This window comes from Nocardia sp. JCM 34519.1 (assembly GCF_020361265.1).
Taxonomy (GTDB): domain Bacteria; phylum Actinomycetota; class Actinomycetes; order Mycobacteriales; family Mycobacteriaceae; genus Nocardia; species Nocardia arthritidis_A.
In genome coordinates this window covers 34,001-55,557 of sequence record NZ_JAIRBR010000013.1, presented here as the reverse complement: position 1 = coordinate 55,557, position 21,557 = coordinate 34,001, and the positions used below count along the sequence as shown (strand labels likewise).

At 68.4% G+C, this 21,557-nt stretch carries 20 protein-coding genes; 8 read left to right on the top strand and 12 right to left on the bottom strand.

What is annotated here, in order from left to right; translation table 11 throughout:
• Positions 1-39 precede the first annotated feature (39 nt).
• The 4 genes from LGY53_RS27885 to LGY53_RS27870 are packed head-to-tail and all read right to left on the bottom strand — an operon-like array spanning position 40 to position 4,965.
• The gene (locus LGY53_RS27885) at positions 40-903 is read right to left on the bottom strand and encodes a class A beta-lactamase-related serine hydrolase (RefSeq protein WP_225729681.1); all 864 of its coding nucleotides are present in this window, start codon (positions 901-903) and stop codon (positions 40-42) included.
• A 7-nt stretch (positions 904-910) separates the two neighbouring features.
• A complete protein-coding gene (locus tag LGY53_RS27880) occupies positions 911-2,917 on the bottom strand; it encodes a serine/threonine-protein kinase (protein ID WP_225729834.1) in 2,007 nt (668 codons plus the stop codon).
• Between the two features lie 45 nt (positions 2,918-2,962).
• On the bottom strand, positions 2,963-3,616 hold the full coding sequence (locus LGY53_RS27875) for a response regulator transcription factor (RefSeq protein ID WP_225729833.1): 654 nt from the start codon (positions 3,614-3,616) through the stop codon (positions 2,963-2,965).
• 35 nt (positions 3,617-3,651) lie between these two features.
• Positions 3,652-4,965, bottom strand: coding sequence for a sensor histidine kinase (locus tag LGY53_RS27870; RefSeq protein ID WP_225729680.1), 1,314 nt, complete (start codon positions 4,963-4,965; stop codon positions 3,652-3,654).
• Positions 4,966-5,144: 179 nt separating this feature from the next.
• On the opposite strand from LGY53_RS27870, the gene LGY53_RS27865 reads away from it, so the two are divergent.
• Genes LGY53_RS27865 through LGY53_RS27855 form a run of 3 tightly spaced genes read left to right on the top strand, consistent with a single transcriptional unit; the run spans position 5,145 to position 8,669 of the window.
• The gene (locus tag LGY53_RS27865) at positions 5,145-5,456 is read left to right on the top strand and encodes a hypothetical protein (RefSeq protein ID WP_167477105.1); all 312 of its coding nucleotides are present in this window, start codon (positions 5,145-5,147) and stop codon (positions 5,454-5,456) included.
• A 22-nt stretch (positions 5,457-5,478) separates the two neighbouring features.
• A complete protein-coding gene (locus tag LGY53_RS27860) occupies positions 5,479-6,186 on the top strand; it encodes an ABC transporter ATP-binding protein (RefSeq protein ID WP_225729679.1) in 708 nt (235 codons plus the stop codon).
• A complete protein-coding gene (locus LGY53_RS27855; RefSeq protein ID WP_225729678.1) occupies positions 6,183-8,669 on the top strand; it encodes an FtsX-like permease family protein in 2,487 nt (828 codons plus the stop codon). The genes LGY53_RS27860 and LGY53_RS27855 overlap by 4 nt, the downstream gene beginning before the upstream one ends.
• A 19-nt stretch (positions 8,670-8,688) precedes the next feature.
• On the opposite strand, the gene LGY53_RS27850 is transcribed toward LGY53_RS27855, so the two are convergent.
• Complete coding sequence (locus LGY53_RS27850; RefSeq protein ID WP_225729677.1) at positions 8,689-10,578, bottom strand: serine/threonine-protein kinase; 1,890 nt, start codon at positions 10,576-10,578, stop codon at positions 8,689-8,691.
• Positions 10,579-10,811: 233 nt separating this feature from the next.
• Between LGY53_RS27850 and LGY53_RS27845 the strand changes: the two genes are divergently transcribed.
• Positions 10,812-11,702, top strand: a complete 891-nt coding sequence (locus LGY53_RS27845) for a hypothetical protein (RefSeq protein WP_225729676.1) — start codon at positions 10,812-10,814, stop codon at positions 11,700-11,702.
• 13 nt (positions 11,703-11,715) lie between these two features.
• Here the strand turns inward: LGY53_RS27845 and LGY53_RS27840 are convergent, their stop codons facing one another.
• Positions 11,716-12,381, bottom strand: coding sequence for a response regulator transcription factor (locus LGY53_RS27840; protein WP_167477109.1), 666 nt, complete (start codon positions 12,379-12,381; stop codon positions 11,716-11,718).
• A gap of 31 nt (positions 12,382-12,412) precedes the next feature.
• Entirely contained in the window at positions 12,413-13,639 is a 1,227-nt protein-coding gene (locus tag LGY53_RS27835) for a histidine kinase (RefSeq protein ID WP_308103005.1), read from the bottom strand.
• Positions 13,640-13,808: 169 nt separating this feature from the next.
• On the opposite strand from LGY53_RS27835, the gene LGY53_RS27830 reads away from it, so the two are divergent.
• Genes LGY53_RS27830 through LGY53_RS27820 form a run of 3 tightly spaced genes read left to right on the top strand, consistent with a single transcriptional unit; the run spans position 13,809 to position 16,513 of the window.
• Entirely contained in the window at positions 13,809-14,522 is a 714-nt protein-coding gene (locus tag LGY53_RS27830; protein ID WP_225729675.1) for a hypothetical protein, read from the top strand.
• A gap of 56 nt (positions 14,523-14,578) precedes the next feature.
• Positions 14,579-16,027: an alpha/beta-hydrolase family protein gene (locus LGY53_RS27825; protein WP_225729674.1), complete on the top strand. Its 1,449-nt coding sequence runs from the start codon at positions 14,579-14,581 to the stop codon at positions 16,025-16,027.
• A 42-nt stretch (positions 16,028-16,069) separates the two neighbouring features.
• Positions 16,070-16,513, top strand: coding sequence for an SRPBCC domain-containing protein (locus tag LGY53_RS27820; protein WP_225729673.1), 444 nt, complete (start codon positions 16,070-16,072; stop codon positions 16,511-16,513).
• 45 nt (positions 16,514-16,558) lie between these two features.
• Here the strand turns inward: LGY53_RS27820 and gatA are convergent, their stop codons facing one another.
• Complete coding sequence (gene gatA / locus LGY53_RS27815) at positions 16,559-18,031, bottom strand: Asp-tRNA(Asn)/Glu-tRNA(Gln) amidotransferase subunit GatA (protein ID WP_225729672.1); 1,473 nt, start codon at positions 18,029-18,031, stop codon at positions 16,559-16,561.
• The gene (gene gatC / locus LGY53_RS27810) at positions 18,028-18,327 is read right to left on the bottom strand and encodes an Asp-tRNA(Asn)/Glu-tRNA(Gln) amidotransferase subunit GatC (protein WP_225729671.1); all 300 of its coding nucleotides are present in this window, start codon (positions 18,325-18,327) and stop codon (positions 18,028-18,030) included. The genes gatA and gatC overlap by 4 nt, the downstream gene beginning before the upstream one ends.
• 348 nt (positions 18,328-18,675) lie before the next feature.
• Between gatC and LGY53_RS27805 the strand changes: the two genes are divergently transcribed.
• Complete coding sequence (locus tag LGY53_RS27805; protein ID WP_167477115.1) at positions 18,676-19,326, top strand: amino acid-binding protein; 651 nt, start codon at positions 18,676-18,678, stop codon at positions 19,324-19,326.
• A 4-nt stretch (positions 19,327-19,330) separates the two neighbouring features.
• Here LGY53_RS27805 and LGY53_RS27800 read toward each other — a convergent pair whose 3' ends face one another.
• From LGY53_RS27800 to LGY53_RS27790, 3 genes are read right to left on the bottom strand one after another with little or no spacing between them, the layout of a single operon-like run.
• Positions 19,331-19,879, bottom strand: a complete 549-nt coding sequence (locus tag LGY53_RS27800; RefSeq protein WP_225729670.1) for a GNAT family N-acetyltransferase — start codon at positions 19,877-19,879, stop codon at positions 19,331-19,333.
• Between the two features lie 31 nt (positions 19,880-19,910).
• Positions 19,911-20,255, bottom strand: a complete 345-nt coding sequence (locus LGY53_RS27795; protein WP_225729669.1) for a hypothetical protein — start codon at positions 20,253-20,255, stop codon at positions 19,911-19,913.
• A gap of 14 nt (positions 20,256-20,269) precedes the next feature.
• Entirely contained in the window at positions 20,270-21,514 is a 1,245-nt protein-coding gene (locus tag LGY53_RS27790) for an ATP/GTP-binding protein (protein WP_225729668.1), read from the bottom strand.
• Positions 21,515-21,557 lie beyond the last annotated feature (43 nt).

The window sequence follows — 21,557 nt, the reverse complement described above, 5'->3', positions numbered from 1 at the left end:
ATTCGCGATTCTCAGGTGTGGCCGTTACCTGGTCAAGCCTCAGCTCGGACACTTACCGCCGTTGAGTTCGCCCATGTGCTGGGAGATCAGCGTGGACATCTTGTCCAGCAACGTCATTCCGTCGGAGAACGCGCCCGAATCCGGTTGCGCGGCGAACGCGACGGCGAACTCACCGTTCGCGGTGGGCACCAGCCCGAACTGCCGGACCAGATAGGCGCCCTGCAGATCCGGGCCCCAGCCGCCCTTGAACTCCGCGTTGTTGAACGAGCCGAGGCCCCACCGCTGCTGCGGGGTGATCTGTTCCATCAGGTTGATCACCGTCGCCGACTGCGACAGGCAGGGTAGTCGCGAGGCGAACCGGACCTGGTCGGTGAGCGCCCAATCTGCCTGCCCGAACGAGGACGCGTCGGATCTGGTGCGGGTGGCGGGCACGGTGGTCTTGGTGTCGCCGCCCTCGCGCAACACCGCCTCCACCGCCTGCGCGGCCTCCTGGCTGCTGCCCAGCGATTGCCACAGCACGTCGGCGGCGGCGTTGTCGGACTGGGTGATCGCATTCGACGCGGCGTAGGTGGAGGTGGCCGGGTTGCGGCGCAGCGCGGCGATGGTGAGCGGAACCTTCATGGTGGACCAGGCGGGCCCGGAGGTCCACGAGCCGAAGGACACCGCCCGGTCGCCGCCGACCGGCATGATCGCCATCCCGATCTTGCCCTTCACCCCGGCCTGGAGTTCGGCGAAATCCGCTGCGAGCGTGCCGGGTACGGTGATCGCCAGCCCGGCCTGTTCGGTCTTGGCCGCCGCCTCGGTGATGCCGGTCTCCGTCGTCGAACCGTGCCCGGAGTTCCCCGCACACGAGGTGACCAGGAGAGCCGCGGCTAAAGCCGTACCGCACAACAGGTTTCGCAAGCCTCGCTCAATAAACATATACCACCGCGTTCTCACCGCCGATGCAGGTGACGAGTCGACCATCGGATGTACAAGTCATCGTGTAACTGCGCCCGGTGACCGGACTCACCGCAACCACGCTACGCTGCCCGCCGGAAGCGCTTGTCCCCGAAACGGTTTGGGCATACGCCTGGCGAACCGCCTCGGCGAACGGACAGCTCGTCACGCTGTTGCCCGCCGCGGCGTGCGAAAGCGGTGCGCCGCCCTGCGTCTGGCCACACGGCGTAGCGCCCGCGGGCAGCGTCGATGTCGTCGTCGAGGTGGACGGCGTCGAGGTGGTCGTCTTGCTCTGCGGCGGTGTGGTTTTGGTGAGCGTTGTCGCCGCCGAGACGGAGGTGTTGGTGGCGGTATTCGCGGCATTGCGTTTGCCGAGCACCTGCCAGCCGACCGCGATGCCGACCGCAGCGACGACTATCGCGACGACGGTGAACAGGATCGGCGCGACGATGGAGCGGCGACGGCTCGGCGTCTCGTATTCGCCCGCCTCCGACTGGTCGTGGTCGTCGGCGTACCCGTCCTGGTATTCGCCGTCGTAGTCCTGGTATTCGCCCTGATACGCGTGTGTTTGCGCGTAATCGTCGGCCGGACCGTACTCGTCGGGCTGCGGATGCCCACCGGACTGCCCATAGCCGCGCGCGTATTCGCCACCCTGTGGGTAGCCACCCTGCTGGTATCCATCGGGCGCACGGTGGGCCGGACCCGGCTCGGGTTGGAAGGGCGGGCGGTTCGGCGGATATTCCGGCCCCGTCCAGTTACCCGGCTGATTACTCGAAAAATATTGCGTCTCTTGGGCGTCCGGATAGCTCTCGGGATAGTTCCGCGCGCCGGGATGCGGACCGGAATGCTGGTTATCCGGATAGAGGTGCGCGTCCGGGAACGGCCGCACGGGCGGCAACTGGGTGGTCGGCGGGAACTGCGCGGGCGGCCCGAACGGCGCGGCGGGCTGCTGCGGCGGCAGCGGGGTGAACTGGGTTTCGGTGGGCCGCACCACCGTCGGCGCGCTCGGCGTGATCACCGCCGGCAACGACAGCTCCCCCGTGCTCTCCGGCGGCACCAGACCCAGATGCACCGCGGTCGGATCCGGTTGCCTGCCTGCCGGATCCGGCGGCCGCACCACCAGCGTCGGCCCGCTCTTCGGCGCGGGCGCTGCGCCGAGTGCGGCCTTGGCGGCCGCCGCGAGCGCGCCCGCGGTCGGATAGCGGTCGGCCGGATCCTTGGCCATGCCGCGGGCGATCACCTCGTCGAGCACCGCGGGAATTCCCGGCTGCTGCTGGCTCGGTCGCGGCGGCGGATTCGAAAGATGGGACCGGATCAGCACATTCATGCTGGCCGCCGGATACGGCGATGCGCCGGTCAGGCATTCGTGCAGCACACAGGCCAGCGAGTAGATATCGGCGCGTCCGGTGACCTCGCCGGCGTCGAAGCGTTCCGGGGCCATGTAGATGTAGGATCCGACGGCCATGCCGACCAGCGTCACCGCGGCATCGCCCTCGGTATGCGCGATGCCGAAGTCGGCCAGATACGCGAAATCCTTGTCCGCCACCAGAATGTTGGCGGGCTTGACATCGCGGTGCACCAGGCCCGCCGCATGCGCGGCGTCCAGCGCCGCCGCGATCTGCTCGACGATATGCACGGCGCGCGCCGCACCCAGCGGGCCCTGGGTGCGTAGCAGGGTGCGCAGATCGACGCCGCGCACCAGCAGCATGTCGATGAACAGCACGCCGTCGATGACGCCCCAGTCGTGGATGGGGATGACGTGCGAATCGGCCAGCCGGACCGCCGCCTGCGATTCGCGCCGGAAACGCACCTGATAGACCGGGTCTTTGGCGAGCTCGTCGGCGAGCAACTTGACCGCGACGACCCGGTCTTTCACCGTGTCATAGGCCTCGTAAACCTCACCCATACCCCCCTTGCCCAGCAACGACCGCAGTTCGTACGGCCCGAACCGCGTTCCGGTTCTCGGCCCAGGTGCCACCACCGAAGTCGTTCCTCCACATCCCGGGCCAGCCGAGCCTGCCCGTCAAACAGTGGATTCTCCGGGTGTCACCACCCCGTGGTCAAACGCAAAGACGATCGCGGCGGCCCGATCCCGTAACTCCAACTTCCCGAAAATGTGTCCTACATGGCTTTTCACGGTCACTTCCGAGATACCGAGCGTCCGGGCGATTTCCGAATTCACCCGGCCGCGGCCGATGAGCTCGAGCACCTCGTACTCGCGTGCCGTCAGTTCGGACAGCCGAGGATCGGTGCGCGCCACCGCCGGGCGAATGCTGCGGTAGGTGGACAGCACACGTTCGGTAACCGAGGGATCCAGCCAGGCCCCGCCGCCCGCCACCATGCGGACCGCGCGAATGAGATCCTCGGCGGGCGAATCCTTCAGGATGAATCCGGCCGCGCCCGCGCGCAACGCACCGGAGAGCAGCTGATCGTCGTCGAAGGTGGTGAGCACCAGAACCGGTGGCGCGCCGTCGATCGCGCGCAGCCGCCGGGTGGCATCGATCCCGCCGACGCGCTTCATCCGCAGATCCATCAGCACCACGTCGGGACGTTCCGCCGCGACGGCCGCGGGCACCTCGTCGCCGTCGGCGCATTCGCTCACCACGAAACCGTCACGCCTGCGCAGGATTCGGCGCAGACCGCCGCGCACCAGTTCCTGATCGTCGACGACGAGCACCTCGATGGTGTCCTCGACGGTGTGCGGTAGTACCGTCACGTGGCCTCCTGTTTGAATATGACGCACGCCCCGGATTTGGCCGGCGCCAACGGGAATCGCACTCGAACCGACCAGCCGTCGTCGTATGGTCCGGCGGTGATCCGGCCGCCGAGCAGTTCGACGCGCTGGCGCATACCCGAAAGTCCCATGCCCTGGCCGATTTTCGTAGGTAGCCCACCCGGCAGGGTGTTGTCGACGGTGAGGCGGGCGGTCGCGGCGTCCACCGAGAGCCGGACCCGCACGCTCGCACCCGGCGCATGTTTGACCACATTCGCCAGCGATTCCTGGCCGATTCGATACAGCGCGAGGCCGAGCGCGGCCGACACCGCGTCGGTTTCACCGTCGCACACGTAGTCGACCAGCAAGCCCGCGCGCACGAAATCACCGACCAGATCGTCGAAATCGGCGAGCCCCGGTTCGGGCGCGGGTTTGGACGGCCGACTGTCCAGCAGCCCGACCGTGCGGCGAATATCGGACATCGCCTGGCGGCCAAGGCGTTCGGCGTCAACCAGCGCGTCGACGGCCTCGTCGACATCGCGATCGGTCTGCAGGGTGTGCCGGGCCGCGGTCAGGTGCAGCAGTGTGATGCTGAGCGAATGCGCGATGACGTCGTGCACCTCGCGGGCGATCCGATGACGTTCCTCGTCGGCCGCCTGGTTCGCGCGGAACTGCTGATACTCCCGCTCCTGATAGAGGTGGCGGCGCTGGAACTGCAGCATCACCCCGACCATCCAGCCGAGTACGACACCCGCACAGTAGCTGGACAGGCCCTCGGAGTTCACCGCCGCCGTATCCCAGAGCACATGCCCGTAGACCGCGAAGGCGATCAGTTCGGCGATGGCGGCGACACCGAAGACGAGACTCACCCGCTTCGGTGCGATGGCCGCGACCTCACCCACCCCGATCATCAGCACGAACGGTGCGAAATCGGCCGAAACCGGCTGTACCAGGAATAGCGCGGCCGCGACCAGGCTGCCGACGCCGAGCAGCACCGGATGCGGCACGATCCCGACCAGGCAGAACAGCGGTACCGAGACGAACAGCATGAGCACCGCGAGAATCGGCAGCGGCGTCGGCCAATATGCGTGCCGCTGGATCGCCGCGGCGATACCGACCAGCGCGCACATCGCGTCGGCGGTGAGGATCAGCGACGGCGGATAGTCGAAGGGCAGTTCCTCCAGCGCGAGGCGCAGCGCGACGCTCGGGTTCCGCGTGAAGGCGCGCAGCCGATCGCGGATACGTCCCCGCTCACGGAATACGTCCGCGGCGGCCATCCGCCCCGGTCCGCCCATGGCCTGGGTCATATCCATACAGCAAGGCTAGCGACCTGGTCGGGCCCGGTACATCGTGCCGGGAGCGGTCACGCACTCCTACCGGGGTAGGAGACCGATTCGGGTCCGTGGCACGAAGACACCGGTGTCACCCGGCCGTAGCGTGATGATCACATCGAAGCGGGGGTAACCACGCTCATAAGGAAGGACGAGCACCAATGTCCTGGGAAGATCAGCACCGGCGCACCCGGATCGTGCACACCGTGCTCGACCGCGCGGCCCGCGATCCGCACAGCCCGGACCTGTTCCGTGAACTACCGGATCTGCAGCGTTTGTTCGGCGGCCCGATCGGGCTGCTGCGCGCGCTGGCCTATCGCTGGAACAACCATCTCGCCGCCAAACTCGACCAGGCCCAGATACAGGGTCAATCCGAGTTGGAGGCCTATCTGGAGCTCGCCGCGGAACAACCGGTGCTGCGCGCGCTGCTCGACGCCCATACGCACCGGGACGAAACCGTGCTCGCTCGCTGAGCATCGGAAAAGGGAGGGAATCATGCCGGAACCGGCGATGCTGGAACTGTCCGAGATCACCAAGGAATATCGCGTCGGGGACCAGACCGTCCGCGCGCTCGACGGCATCGATCTGCGCGTCGAATCCGGCCAATTCACCGCGATCATCGGACCTTCCGGCTCCGGCAAGAGCACGCTGCTGCATCTGCTCGGCGCACTGGACAGCCCCGACCGCGGTTCGATCCGGTTCCAGGGCGCGGAAATCGGCACGCTCACCGAGGAGCGGCAGGCCGAATTCCGCCGCCACCGTGTCGGTTTCGTCTTCCAGTTCTTCAACCTCCTGCCGACGCTGACCGCATGGGAGAACGTCGCGATCCCGAAGCTGTTGGACGGCACCGCATTACGCCGAGCCAAACCGAGGGCGCTGGAGCTGCTGGACCTGGTCGGGCTGGCCGACCGGGCCCAGCACCGTCCCGCCGAACTGTCCGGCGGGCAGATGCAGCGGGTCGCGGTGGCGCGGGCGCTGATCATGGATCCGCCGCTGATCCTGGCCGACGAACCCACCGGCAACCTGGACTCCAAAACCGGTGCCGCCATCCTGGAACTGCTGGGAAGCCTTACCGGCAACGGTAATTCGGTGGTGATGGTGACTCACGATATGGGCGCGGTGGCCTACTGCGACCGGGCGATCACGCTGCGCGACGGCCGGATCAACTCCGACGATCGGGTCGAGCGGGCGGTGAACGTATGACTGCGGGCTGGGATCGGTTGCGGCTGTTCAATATCGGCGAGTTGCTCGCCCATCGCGGCCGCACCGTCATGTCGATGATCGTGATGGCGGTCTCGGCCGGACTGCTCGTCTCGGTATTCAGCATCTCCGGTTCGGTCACCGGATCGGTGGACAAGTTGACGAAAAGCCTTGCGGGCAAGGCGGAACTGGAGGTCACCGGGATCACCGACGCCGGATTCGATCAGGGGCTGCTGCCGCGGATCCGCGCGGTGCCCGGGGTCGGGGCGGCGGTCCCGATGGTACGCGCCCAGATCGGCGTGGATGACAAGAAGGCGCTGCTGATCGGCGCCGACGGCAGCATCGCCGCGCTCGGCACCGCACTCGACGGACCGCTGCGCACTCAGGCGTCCCGGCTACTGACCGTGCCGAACGGCGTAATCGTCGGCGGCGCAACGGGTTACCGAGAGGGTGAGCATTTCCGGGTCGGCTCGGCCACGGTCACCGTCGCCGCCGTCCTCGATGACGCCACCGCGAATCGGTTCAACGGCGGCCACCTGGTGGTCACCACGCTGCCGCTGGCACAGCGGCTGCTCGGCCGGACGGGCAACCTGGACTCCATCCAGATCGTGCCCGGCCCGAATACCTCGGTGGCACAGCTGCGTTCAGCGCTCGACGAGCTGGTCGACGGTCGCGCGGTGGTCGCCGACCCGAGCCTGCGCACCGCACAGGCCGGTGGCCCGGTGACACTGATCCGCTACTCCACCACCATGGCGTCGGCCGCGGCGCTGATCGTCTCCGGCTTCCTCATCTACAACGCGATGAGTATGGCGGTGGCGCAACGGCGTCCGACGCTTTCGCTGCTGCGCGCGATCGGCGGCAGGCGCGCACCGATGGTCCGGGATCTGCTCGCCGAGGCGGCGCTGATCGGCATCGTCGGCGGGCTGATCGGCGCGGTATTCGGAATATTCCTGGGCCGCAACGCCATCGACCGGTTGCCCGCCGCCGTCGTGCAGTCGATGGAGGCGCGCACCGAATTCATGGTGCCGGGTTATGCGATCCCGGCGGCGGTGGCGGCCTGCGTGCTCGCCAGCGTCGGCGCGGCCGCGATCGCCGCACGGCAGATCTACAAGGTGCGCCCGGTCGAGGCGCTGGTACCGGTCGGGGTCTCGAAATCCGATGCGGTGAGCCCGCTGCTGCGTTGGAGCGCAGTACTTTTGGGCATGGCGATGGTGGCGGCGGCGATCGTCATCGCGACGGCGGATCTCGGCCGCATCTCGCTGGCGTCCATCTCCCTCTCGATCGTGGCGGCGGTGGTGCTCTGCTTCGCGGCCACCGAACCGATCGTGCGCGCCACCGGCGCCGTCGCCAGGCTTTTCGGTGCGCCCGGTGCGCTCGGGGCCACCACGCTGGAGCGCGCGCCGCGCCGGGTCTGGGCGACCGCGATGACGGTGCTGATGGCGGTCACCGCCGTCGTCGCCATGGGCAACGCGTCGCGCAATCTCGTCGACTCGGCGGGAGCCAGCTTCGACAACCTGGCCAGCTCCGATATCTACGTCAGCCCCACCTCGTGGCTGGAATTCCCGACCGGACCGCTGCTGCCGCCCGATCTGATCGGGAAGATCCGCGCCGTCCCCGGCGTCACCGGGGTGGACGCGGCGCAGATGGCCTGGGCCTCGCTCGGCGGTGGCCGGGTATTGCTGCAGGGCTACCCGAACAACTCGCGCGCCTACCCGGCCGACCTGGATTCCGCCACGGTGAATCGGCTCGCGGCCGGCGACGGGGTGGTGATCTCCCGCGACGTCGCCCGCGCGCAGGGCGTGCGCGTCGGCTCGACGCTCGAACTGCCGACGCCGACGGGAGTCCGGAAGGTCGAAGTGCTGCGGGTGATTCCGTACTTCTCCGCGATCGCGGGCGTGGTCATCCTGAACCTGGACGTGCTGCGGCAGTGGTATCAGCGGCCCGGTGAAACGGTGATCACCGCGAACTTCGCGCCCGGCGCCGATCGGACCGCCGTACTCGCGGCGATCCACGCCGCGATACCGCCCGAGCTGTACGTCAATCTCGGGAAGGATGCGGCCGCGCAGACCGCGAGCAGCGTGGAACAGGGTACGGCGCTGAGCAATTCGATCCTGTGGATCACCGTGCTCGTCGCCACCGTCGCCCTGCTCAACACGCTGATGCTTTCGGTGCTCGACCGCCGCCGCGAACTCGGGGTGCTGCGGGCCATGGGCACCGGGCGCCGATTCCTGTTGCGCACCGTGCTCGCCGAGGCGGCCGGAATCGGATTGGTCGGCGCCACACTGGGTTTGGCGATCGGTGCCGCAGTGCAGTTCCTGGCGACCCGCGCGCTCGGGCACGCCATGACCATCGACGTCGTCTATCGGGCGAGCCCGATGTTGGTGGTGTACGCCGCCGCGGCGCTGCTGCTCGCGCTGATCGGCTCGATACCGCCGGCGCTGCGGGCCGCGCGGATGCCGATTGTCGAGGCGCTCGCTGTCGACTGAAATATGCTGCGCCGCAACGTCACAGCGGAAGGTTGGACCACCAGGTCTTCCAGGCCGAGCTGGTCAGGCCGAAGCCGGAGGAGGCCACCGTATCGGTGATCGTCACATGCGCCAGGAACAGGTAGTTCGCCCGCGGCGGGTCGTTCTCGAAGCTCACCGCGATGAACCCCTCCGGGAATCCGGAACCCGATTTCTGCCAGCGGTAGGTGGTCACCGACTTGCCGTTCTTGATTTCCGTCGCCCTGGTGTTGGACGGGAATCCGGCGACGGCGGCCTTCGCATCATCGGCCGATTTGAAGGCGACGGCAATCATATTGGGCTCGTTGATCGGGGTGCCCCAGCAGTCCCAGCCGACGACCCACTTCGGGAAGTTCGGCACATCCGAATCGGCGGACAGCTTGGTGTCGTTGCGGTCGTTGGTCTCCAGGAAGCACTTCTTACCGTGGTAGCCGTCGCCGTTGCCGATACCGTATTTGGTGTCGACGCCCTGCGGCAGCACCTGCGGGAAGGCCTTGGCCAGCACCTGCGGATCTGTGGACGATCCCGCGGGTCCCGCGGCGCCGCTCGTTTTGCCCGACGCCGTCGGCGACGAATCATCGCCGCCGCCACCGCGATTCGCCACCACGATCACCCCGACGACGAGGACGAGCAGCACGACGACCGCGGCGCCGATCCCGACCAGCAGCCCGGTATTCGAGCGCTTCGGCGGCGGCGTGGCCGGAAATCCGCCCTGCGGTGGATAATTCGGCGGCGCGTAGGCGGTGGGCGAAAATCCCTGCGCCGCACCGTGTTCCGGTGACTGCGCAAACTGCGGAGCCGAAGTCGGAGCGAACTGCGATGCCGGAGTAGGGGTTGGTGCGTACTGCGGCGGCGCGGCACTGAATTGCGGCGCGGGAGCCGGGGTGAACTGCGGCGCGAACGCCTGCCCCTGCGGCGTCTCGGCCTGGCTCGGATACGGCGCGTCACCCTGATTCGCATAGGTCGGCGCGGCGGGATAGGCGAGCGCCGGAACCTGCTGCGACAGTGCGGGATTGGCCACCACCGTCGGCGCAGGCACATATCCGGGCGGCGGCGGTGGCGCGGTCAACGCCTGTTTGGCCGCCGCCGCGAACTCGCCGCAGGAGCCGAATCGCTCGGCGGGCCGCTTCGCCATCGCCCGGCCGAGCACCAAATCCAGCGCCGGATTCAGCCCGGGACGGATGGCCGCGACCGGCGGCGGGGCCAACTGCAGATGGCCGCGGATGATCTCGGCCGGATTGTTCGCGTCGAACGGGCCGACGCCGGTCAGCAACCAGTACAGCGAACAGGCCAGCGAATATTGGTCGGAGCCGCTGTCCAGATGTGCGCCGGTCATCTGTTCCGGCGAGGCGTATGCCAGGGTCGCGGTGAACATGCCGGTCTGCGTCAGATGCGTGGAATCCTCACGCAGCCGGGCGATTCCGAAATCGGTGAGGAACACCCGCTCGCGCTTGCCGCCGTCCGAGCGGGCCAGCATGATGTTGGCCGGTTTGACGTCGCGGTGCAGCACGCCCATGCCGTGCGCGTAATCCAGCGCCGCCGCGACACCCTCGATGATCTGCACCGCGCGCTCCGGCGGCAGGCTGTGCGGCTGCACCGTCGCGGCATCGATGCCGTCGACGTACTGCATCGAGATCCACAGCTGCTCGTCCTCCTCGCCGCGGTCGTACACCGCGACGATATTCGGGTGGTCCAGCTGCGCGGCCAGATCGGCCTCGCGCTCGAATCGGGCCCGCACCTCGGCATCGGTGAACAGCTCGCGGTTGAGCAGCTTCAGCGCGGTCTGCCTCGGCAGCCGCGGATGGCGGGCCAGATACACCGATCCCATACCGCCCTGCCCGAGCATGCGCTCGATGGTGAAGCCGGCGAAGACATCTCCGCTGTTCAGCAACGCGCCCCCCTTCAGGTGACCTACAAAATTCGGAGCGTACCCGGTTACCGGTTCGCGACATCGCTTCGAAATCCGCGACGACAATCGGCAAACTGTGTACAGGTCCTCGCTTCGCCACCGCTCGACGGCGTCTGCGATGATGACCCACCGATCGGTCGACGACCGACGGGCCCATGGATCAGTTTGCACCGCCGACGACAGCGGATACGCGCAGGGGTGGTGGGGAGGACGCGGTGGTGAGAGCTAAATATCGAGTTCCGGCCCTGCTGCGCGTTACGGCGGGCACCGCGGCCCTACTCACCGCCACCTCCTGCGGCCTGCTCTCCGGTGATCCACACCCCACGACACCACCGACCGTCAACACCGCGGCGCACTGGCGCCCCGGCCTCTCGGTGACCATGCCCGATTCGCTGGCCGCCGATTTCACCCAGCTGCAACCGACGCTCGGCGGTCAGGTGGGGATGGCGATCATGCCGGTCGGCGGCGGCCGGATGACCGTATTCGGCGACTGGACCTCCGGTATCGCCTGGTCCACCATCAAGGTGCCGCTGGCCATGGCGGCGCTGCGGCACGACTCCGGCGAGAAGATCTTCGAGGAGGCGCAGGCCGCAATCACCGTCTCGGACAACGATGCGGCCGAGGAACTTTGGGAATCGCTCGGCAACGGTCTGGAGGCGGCCGCCGCGGTGCAGGCGGTGCTCGACGAGGCGGGCGACGGTATGGCGAGCGTCGCCGGTCCGCGCACCCACCTCGACTATTCGGCGTTCGGCGGCACCGAGTGGACGTTGGCCAATCAGGTGCGCTTCGCGTCCCGGCTGCCGTGCCTGGCGCAATCCGACCAGGTCACCCAGTTGATGACGCAGATAACCCCGGAGCAGAGCTGGGGTCTCGGGGTGATCAGCGGTTCGGCGTTCAAGGGTGGCTGGGGTCCCGACGACGACACCGGCGTCTACACCGTCCGCCAGTTCGGGGTGGTGCCGACGCCGTCCGGCCGGATCGCGGTGGCCCTTGCCGCACAGGCGGATACCGGCGAATTCGAGGATGCGACCGCGATACTCACCCAGCTGGCGACCATGTTGTCGCGCCACCTCGGCGAGGTGCGCGGCGGCGGCTGTTCGCACTGAACCACAACGGTTTTCAGCCCGGCGTGACCAGACCGGATTCGTAGGCCAGCACCACCGCCTGCGCCCGGTCGCGCAGGTTCAGCTTCGAAAACACCTTCGACACATGGGTTTTCACGGTCTGCTCGGCGACGAACAGGGATTCCGCGATCTCCGCGTTCGACATACCCTTGGCGATCAGCTCCAGCACCTCGCGCTCGCGCGGGGTGAGCGAGGTCAGCGCGGGTGCGGGTTTGCTGCGGGCCGCCGCCCGCCTGCGGGTGACATCGGCGATGAGCCGCCTGGTGACCGTCGGCGCGAGCAGCGCCTGACCGTCGGCCACCACCCGGACCGCGCGCACCAGTTCGTCCGCGGGCGCGTCCTTGAGCAGGAAGCCGCTCGCGCCGAGGCTCAGCGCCTCGTAGACGTAGTCGTCGATATCGAAGGTGGTGAGCATCAACACCCGCACCGGCGGATCGAATCCGGCGGCCAGAATGGCCCGCGCCGCGTCCAGCCCGTTCATCTCGGGCATGCGCACATCCATCAGCACCACATCGGGGCGCAGCCGCTTCGCCTCGGCCACCGCCACCTTTCCGTCCGGCGCGTCACCTACCACACTGATATCGGGTTGCGCGGCGAGCAGGGCTCCGAAACCCTGCCGCACCATCGCTTGATCGTCGGCGATCAACACCGTAATTGCCACGCCCCAACATTAGGGAATCAGGCCCGAAACCTCATACCTGGTGCGCCGCGGCGATCACGCTCTCGGCGGAGGCGTGCAGCGGCAGCCGCGCCCGGACCTCGAAGCCGCCGTCCGGGTGCGGCCCGGCGTCGATATCCCCGCCGACGGCCACCGCGCGGGCGCGCATCCCCGCGATGCCGTGCCCGCCGTTGCCGACGGGTTTGGCGGGCACGGCACCGGGCCCGTTCACCACCGTCAGCGCCAGTTCGGGCGCGACAACGATATGGACCCGCACGGCCGCGCCCGGCGCGTGCCGCGACGCATTGGACAGCGACTCCTGCACGATGCGATACAGCGCGAGCCCCGCGGTATCCGGTACGGCGTCGAGCGGCCCGTCCACCGCCCAGGTGATATCGACGCCGGCGCGCTTGGCGCCGTCGAACAGGCCGAGCAAATCGGCGGCCCTCGGCTGCGGTGCGTGTTCGGGCAGCTGGCCGTCGCTGCGCAGCACGCCGAGCATGCCGCGGATCTCGTTGAGCGCCTCGCGCGCCGTCGCGCCGATCGATTCGAATTCGGCTCTGGCCGCGTCGGTCACCCCATCCACCCGGTACGGCGCGGTCTGCGCCTGCACCACCACCAGCGACATGTGGTGGGCGACGACATCGTGCAGGTCGCGGGCGATGCGCGCCTTCTCCTCGAGGATGGCGCGGCGGGCCCGCTCCACCTCGTTCTCCTCCTCCTTGCGCACCAGCTGCCGCCTGGAATGCACCAGCCAGCGCACCAGCAGCGCGATCAGCACGACGGCCGCGAGCGCGATCGGCCAGGCCCAGACGCCCTGGCCGGGCATGGTGGTGCCGAGCAGCAGCGAGGTCGCCGCCCAGGCGATGCCGACGATCTGCGGCGACGCCTGCACCGCCACCGCGAACAGCAGCACGAACAGCGCGATGATGTGCACCACCTGGAACGGAATGTGGCTACCGGGCTCATGCGGGATGGCCAGCGTGATGAGCAGCGCGGAACCCGCCGAAATGGCCCAGCCCAGCGCCGGGTTTAGCCGAACGAGCAGCACCGGGAGGGCGGCCAGCGCGGCGAACAGCGGCTGGATGGCCGCGGGCACGGAGTGCGTCACATGCAGGGTCGGCCAGGCGACGATGAAGAACACCGTCGCGACCAGCACCGTGAGCCCGTCGACGAACATCCGGCGGTCGATCCCGCGCAACCGCGACCTCGTCTTCGCGGGCCGCTCCAGTTGATCGACCTCGGTCCTGTTCCGCTTCATACCTATGACAGTAGAAACCGATCGGGCGACCGGTCCTCATACCCACGGGTGAATTCGCGACCGATACCCCGGTACCGGACCCGATGTCGGCTCCCCCGCCGGAAGCGGGCCGGGAACGGCTCCGCGGCGGGAGGCCGGATGGCGTCGGCGCTTCCTAATTTCGATGACCATGAGCACATCGACCAAGCGCCCGCGCCGGATGGCGGCGCTGACCGCGGTCGCCATGACCGCCATGGCGGCCACCGTCACATTCGCACCCCAAGTCAACGCCGCCACCGCGGACAGCGCGCCGCCGGAGAACGCCTCGGCGGGCAGCGCCATCGCCACGCTCACCGCCGACGGCGCGATCAGCGCACCCATCCCGGCCGATTTCGCGACCGAATTCGGTTACCGCCCAGCCGTTGTCGACGGCCTGCTGGTGAACCCGCAGGGCGACTGCTCATCGCCGATACCGCTGCCCGCCGAATTCGACACCGCGTGCAAGGCCCACGATCTGGGCTACGACCTGCTCCGCTACGCCGGACAGCACGGTGAGCCGCTCGGCCCGTGGGCCAGGCAGGCCGTCGACGCCGCACTGGCCCGGCGCATGCACGAATCATGCGGCGCCCGTTCGGATCTGCTGTCACGCGCACACTGCGATGTCATGGCATCGGTCGCCAACATCGCGGTGGATCTCAACTCGCTGCGCCAGGATTACGGCACTCCGATCGTCGAAAAGCTGTTCGGCACGGAGGTTTCCGGCACCGACCCGACCACGATGGCCCCGCTGCTCGCCATTCTGGGCACGGGCATGCTCGGATTCTGGATGCTGGTGCGCCTGCTGATCGGTGCGCTGCGCCGCATCAACCCGATTCCGGCTGCGGCACAGGTGGTTTCGCGATGATACGGAACGCGTTACCACCCGGCGTGGCGGACCACCGCGCTGTTGATCGAATCAGCTTGCGGCAGCGTGTCATTGCCGCCTCGGCGCGGATGGTGCGCCCGCGTCTCGGCACCGCGCTCGGCATCGGGGTCGGCGTGCTCATCTCGCTCGCACCCGGGCTGCTGCCGCGGACGGCGGGGGCGCAGGCGGTGCTCACCGGCCTGCTCGCGGCCGTCGCCCTCGCCGTCGCCGGACTGGTGCGATTCGTGCTGCGGCGCGCGAATTTCGAGATAGACCGCCGATTCGCCCGATGGCGGCTGCCCGCGTTCGTGATCACCGCACTGTTCGTGCTCGGCGCCGTCGCACAGGCGTGGCACTGGCAGAACCGATTGCGGGCCGCGATGGGGACGGCGGCGATCGGGCCGGACTATTGGCTGCGCTGGGCCGTCGGCGCGGTCGCGATCGTCGGCCTGTGCCTCGGCATCGCTCGCGGAATCGGTTGGGTCCTGCGGAAATTGGGTTGGTTGCGGGGGACCGCGGTCGGTGTCGTCGGGGTGTCGATGCTGTATCTGATCGGTATTCCGAGCGTGGTCGACTGGCGGCGCGACACCTACGCCGCCGCCAATGCGGAGATCGATCCGACAGTGGCCCAACCGGTTTCGCGGATCCGATCCGGCAGCACCGCGTCGGCGGTCACCTGGTCGTCCATGGGCGCGGAGGGACGGCGGTTCGTCACATCCGCTCAGGATCAACCGGTTACGACAGCGTCTTCGAGTCCGGCCGCTCGGTCGACCGGCGCGACGGAAGCCGCCGCGACAACGCGGGAATCCGGTCGCGGCCAGGTCCGCGTCTACGTCGGACTCGAATCCGCACCGGATCTGAATTCCCGTGTATCCCTTGCCATTCAGGAGTTGGAGCGAACCGGCGGCTTCGACCGCTCGAATATCGTCGTCGCCGTGCCGACCGGGTCGGGCTGGATCGATGCCAATGCGGTCGCCGGATTCGAGCGGCGCTTCGGCGACGACGCGGCACTGGTCGGCCTGCAGTACTCCTACGCGCCGAGCTGGGTGACGTTCGTCTTCGGCCGGGAGGACGCGATCCGGTCGGCGCGCGCCCTGTTCGACGCCGTCGCGGATCGGATAGCCACGCTGTCGCACAAACCGAAGCTCTATGTCTACGGGCAGAGCCTCGGCGCACTCGGCGGCAGCGCCGTCTTCACCGACGACGCCGATCAGGCGCGCCGCACCTGCGCCGTGCTCTGGGCGGGGCCGCCGGCCAATCGGGCACACCGCGCGAATGCCACCGTGCTGGCCAACAGCTCCGATCCGGTGGTCCGCTGGTCACCCGAATTGCTTTGGCGCGCACCTGATCTCACCGACACCCGGGCCGATGCCCCGCGCCCCGGCTGGTTGCCGGTGGTGAGCTTCGTGCAGACCACCGCGGATCTGCTCGCGGCGCTCGACGCCCCGCCCGGCCACGGCCACCGCTACGGCGCGGATCAGGGCACCGCGCTCGGCACCTGCTGACCCGGCTTGCCCCGCTTGTGAAACTTGTTCTAGTTTGCTGATATGGCCTTTGTCATCGACTCCGGATTCGAGACCGATGTGCCCGCCGCGGTCGTATGGCAGGTGATCACCGATTTCCCCCGGTATGGCGAGTGGAACACCTTCTGCGTCGAATGCCGCAGCACCCTGGTACCGGGCGATCCGATCGATATGCTCGTGCACCTCGGCCCGCGGACGCGGCGGCAGCGCGAATGGGTGCGCACGCATACGCCGGGTGCGGAGTTCAGCTATTCGATGAAGCCCGTGCCATTCGGCGCGCTGCACAGCCTGCGCAGGCACCGAGTGATCGCGCTGGGACCGGACCGCACCCGCTATGAATCGCATTTCGAGCTCGGCGGCTGGTTACGGCCCGCGGTGACCGCGCTGCTCGGTGCCGCACTGCGCACCGGATTCGCCGCGATGACCGAGGGAATCGAGCGCGAGGCGCGGCGGTTGCACGCCGCCTGATCACGGTCGGCGTCCACCTCGAAAGGCGAACGCCGACTGGCGTTTTCAGGCGATGGGTCCCCGTGCGACCTCATAGGCCGCCGCGACACGGTACAGGCGATCGTCGGCCAGCGCGGGCGCCATGATCTGGAAGCCCACCGGCATACCGTCGTCCTTGCTCAGCCCCGACGGCACCGACATGCCCGGATGCCCGGCCAGGTTGCTCGGCAGCGTGCACAGGTCGGACAGGTACATGGCCAGCGGGTCGTCGACCTTCTCGCCCAGCTTCCACGCGGTGAACGGGCTGGTCGGCGCGACGAGCACATCCACCTTCTGGTACGCGGCGTCGAAATCGCGCTGGATGAGCGTGCGCACCTTGAGCGCCTGACCGTAGTAGGCGTCGTAGTAACCGGCCGAGAGCGCGTAGGTGCCGAGCATGATGCGGCGCTTGACCTCCGGGCCGAACCCGGCCTCGCGGGTGGCGGCCATCACCTGTTCGGCGCTGTGCTGTCCGTCGTCGCCGACGCGCAGGCCGTAGCGCATGGCATCGAACCGGGCCAGGTTCGACGACACCTCGCTCGGCATCACCAGGTAGTACGCGGGCAGCGCGTATTCGAAGTTCGGGCACGACACCTCGACCACCTCGGCGCCGAGCTTGGTCAGCACCTCGACCGCCTCGTCGAACGACGCGATGACGCCCGGCTGGTAGCTGTCGGAGTGAAGTTCCTTCACCACACCGACTTTCAGCCCGCGCAGATCGCCTTCGGCGCCCGCGCGCGCGGCGGCGACCACCGGCGGCACCGGCACATCGCGGGAGGTGGAATCGCGCGGATCGTATCCGGCGATCACCTCGTGCAGCAGCGCGGTGTCGAGTACGGTGCGGCCGCACGGACCGCCCTGGTCCAGTGAGGACGCGCAGGCCACCAGACCGTAGCGGGAGACGGTGCCGTATGTCGGCTTGGTGCCGACGGTGCCGGTCATCGATGCGGGCTGGCGGATCGAGCCGCCGGTGTCGGTGCCGATGGCGAGCGGCGCCTGATAGGAGGCGAGCACCGCCGCCGAACCGCCGCCGGAGCCGCCCGGAATCCGGCTGGTATCCCACGGATTACGGGTGGGGCCGTATGCCGAATTCTCGGTGGACGAACCCATCGCGAACTCATCCATATTGGTCTTGCCGAGGATCGGGATGCCCGCCTGCCGCAGCCGGGTGGTGAGCGTCGCGTCGTACGGCGACACCCAGCCTTCGAGGATTTTCGACGCACAGGTCGTCGGCATATCCGTGGTGGTGAAAACGTCCTTGAGCGCCAACGGAACTCCGGCCAGCGGCGAGGCGGGCGCCCGGCCCGCGGCCAGCTCGGCGTCGACGGCGGCGGCAGCGGCCAGTGCCTGCTCGGCGCCGACGTGCAGGAAGGCGTGGTATTCGCCGTCGACCTCGGCGATCCGGTCGAGATGCGCCTGCGTCACCTCCACGGCCGACACCTCGCGGCCGTGGATCTTGTCCGCCAGCTCCGCCGCGGACAATTTCGTGAGGTCGCTCATTCGCCCTCTCCCAAGATCTGCGGAACCATGAACCGCTGCTCCTCGACCGCGGGCGCGCCGGACAGCGCCTCCGCCGGGGTCAGGCCCGGCGTGACCACATCGGGGCGGGTCACGTTGGTCGTCGGATTCGGCGACGCGGTTTCCGGGACATCGGCGGTCGCGACCTCGGAGATGGTCCGCACGTGGCTCAGAATCGAATCCAGCTGCCCGGCGAACTGATCGAGTTCGGACTCGGACAGCGCGAGCCGGGACAACCGGGCGAGGTGTGCGACCTCGTCGCGGGAGATGGCGGGCACCGCGTGACCCCTTTCGGCATGGTTTAGCTTGGTGAAACGGCCGACGAACAGCCTAATATGCGCTGTCGGCGAAGCCGTCATCAGCCTGCGCCGGGCCGAGCTCCTGTGCGAGGCACTCGCCTAGCCTGGGCGTGAGAAGGCCTGTCGGACGGGGACGATCGCATCCCGGTCGCCAACTCCGCGACACGTTTTCGCCACCCAGCCCGACACGCCGCATTGGCGGGAATCAGCCACATGAGCTACCTCACCCGACGTGCTCCGAGTCGATAACGCAGGCTTAGGGGTGTAAGTATTGCCAGACCCGGGTACCCGTTTTCCAGTCTCGGCCGCTCAAGGAAAGGAACGCACGTGTCATTCCTGCTCCGCGTGCAACTTCCGGATCGACCGGGAAGTCTCGGCGCACTCGCTCTCGCACTGGGTTCGGTCGGCGCCGACATACTCTCGCTGGACGTGGTGGAACGCGGGGCCGGATTCGCGGTCGACGATCTGGTGGTCGAGGTGCCGCCGAACGCACTGCCCGACACGTTGATCACCGCGGCGGAATCGATCAGCGACGTACACGTCGACTCCATCCGCCCCTATTCCGGCGTGCTGGACACCCATCGCGAACTCGAGCTCATCGACCAGGTGGCCAGCGCCCGCGACGACCGGCTGCAGGTGCTGGTCGACGGCGCGCCCCGAGTGTTGCGGGTGGGCTGGAGCACCATCATCGATATGGGTCCGCAAGGGGCCTACCGCGTCGTCGGCAGCCCGAGCGCACCCGAGACGCAGGCCGGTTCGGCGCCGTGGATGCCGCTGGAGAAGCCGGCCGTACTCGATCCGGAAGCCGATTGGGTACCGCAGATCTGGCGCGATATGGACACCAAACTGGCCGCCGCACCGCTCGGCAACACCGGCAAGGTGCTGCTGCTCGGCCGGCCCGGCGGGCCCGACTTCCGGCCCTCGGAGGTGGCCAGGCTCGGCTATCTGGCCGGGATCGTCGCCACCGTGCTCGGCTGACGAATCACTGCGCGCGCCAAACATTTTCGGCGATGCGCTCGGCGTTCGCGACGAGATCCAAGCGCAGCACGGGGAGCCGGTTGCCCGCGTCGGTGATCCAATCCCGTTCCGGCACACGGACGAATCCGAAGCGTTCGTAGATGCGCATGGCATCGGTCATAGTCGGCATCGTGGTGATCATCACCGCGGCATAGGATTCCGCGATCGCGCGGTCGATCACGGTGCGCACCAACGCGGTTCCGACTCCGAGCCCACGCGCCGCCTTGGCGACGGCCAGCATCCGGAACTCCAGCTCGTCGGGGCGCGCGGTCTCCGCGTACGGGGTGCCGGGCGCCGCGATCGTCAGCGAGCCCACCACCTGGCCCCGATACTCCGCGACCAGCACCTCGGCCAGGGGCGCGCGGCGCGCGGTATCCCTGAGCTCCGGCACATAGGCGCTGGCCGGATCGATATGACCCTCGCCGACATAGACGTCGACGGTCAGCTCACCGATCGCCGCGTACTCGTCAGGGCGGGCCACACGGATGACCGGCCGGGCTTCGTTCGCATCCATGATCGACGATCCTGCCATCCACGTCCGGCGCTCAGGAACCGAGATATGGCCGGACACCCGGGTGATCCACATGGAAGCTCATCGGATTGCGCGGGGCGTACAGCACGCTGAGCTGGTCGCCGACGGCGGGCCACTGGTTCACATCCCAGGCGAAACGGCCGAAAACCACCTCGCCCGGCACGCTCGGGCCGGACAGGTTGCCGGTGATGGTGACGTACTGCTCACCGTCGGCGTTCGGCAGCGGGCTCACCCCGGTGACATAGAGGGTGCCGGACTCCGCGCCGACCATCGGGCCCGCCCGCCTGCCGCGCAGGTAGGCGGCGACCGCGACGGCCGTCGCGGCGGCGAGCAGGATCAACAGACCGAACTGCAGCATGCCACCCATGCTATTCAGTGCTGGGTGAGCTCACTGACACCGTCCTCGGTGCGGCGCACCTGCCAGACCGCGGTGCGGGTGCGCGGCGAGCGACCGTTGCCGCGATCGATCAGCGCGCGATTGTTGGTGGTGAAAATCAGTTGGGCGCCACGGGAATTCGTCTCCGGATTCTGGAAAAGCTGGATCAGCCGGTCGGTTTCCTCGGCGGGCAGGTGCGCGCCGATATCGTCGACGGCGAGCACCTTCCCGGAATCCAGCGCGTCGAGCATCGCGGGCAACAGCCGCAGCACCGACAGGGTGGCGGTGGACTCCTCGGCGATGTCGAAGTGGGCATCGATACCGTTGTGCACCAATCGAAGTCCGACACCGCGGCGGGCGACCATGCGGGCGTAGAGCGCATCTCGCGCGGCGCGCAGGTTGGTCAGCTCCCGCTCCAGCAGCACCTCGGTGATGCCATTGTCGCGCAACAGCATATCCGCGTGGCTCGGTGAAACCGCGCACAGCTCGGCCTGTTTACCGATGTCGGCGATCTCCGCGTCCAGCTCCCGCAGATAGTCTGCATACATCGGATCCGGTTCGGCGACAAGCAGATCGACGATGCCGAGCCCGGCGGTGCGCAGCAGCAGGAGCAGGCGCGCCGCATTCTCCGGGGATTTCGACAGATGACCGCCGAGGCGGTGCGCCACCGCATCGGCATCCGTCGCGCCGTGCTGCACCTCGAGCTTCGACTCGAACCATCGGTAGGCGGGCACCAGCGCCTCGGCGTACAGCTGCCCGGCGAGGCTGAGCAGCAACGCATTCGGCCGCACCAGCGGCGCCAGCGCGGCGATACCGTAGCGCGCCGCCTCGAACATCGGGCCGACCTTCACCTGTTCGCCGGTGCGCTCGAACACGATTCGCTTGCGCGAGCGCGGATGCGTATACAGCCATTCGGCGGCGACCTCCGCGCTCTCCAACCGGAACCCGTAGGTGTACGGGTAGCCCTCGGCGACGAATTCGGCGACGAATTCCGATGGCCGCTCCGGGAATCCGAGGTGCGGCGCGCGCACCGGACCCGCGTACGGATCCCAGCCGGTCACCGAATCCAGCACCGCCGACCGCATCTGCGCCAGCGCATCGATCAGGTTCGTCTTCCCCGCGGCCGCCGCACCGTGTATCGCGGTCACCGGCACCGCCACCGGCCCCGCCCCCCGACTCGACCGCAACTCCTGTGCCCCCGCCAACGACTTGTGATTGGTCACCCGAAAACTGCGCAGCATTGAGCCATCCTGTCGGGTCCGAATTCATCCCGCGACACCGCGG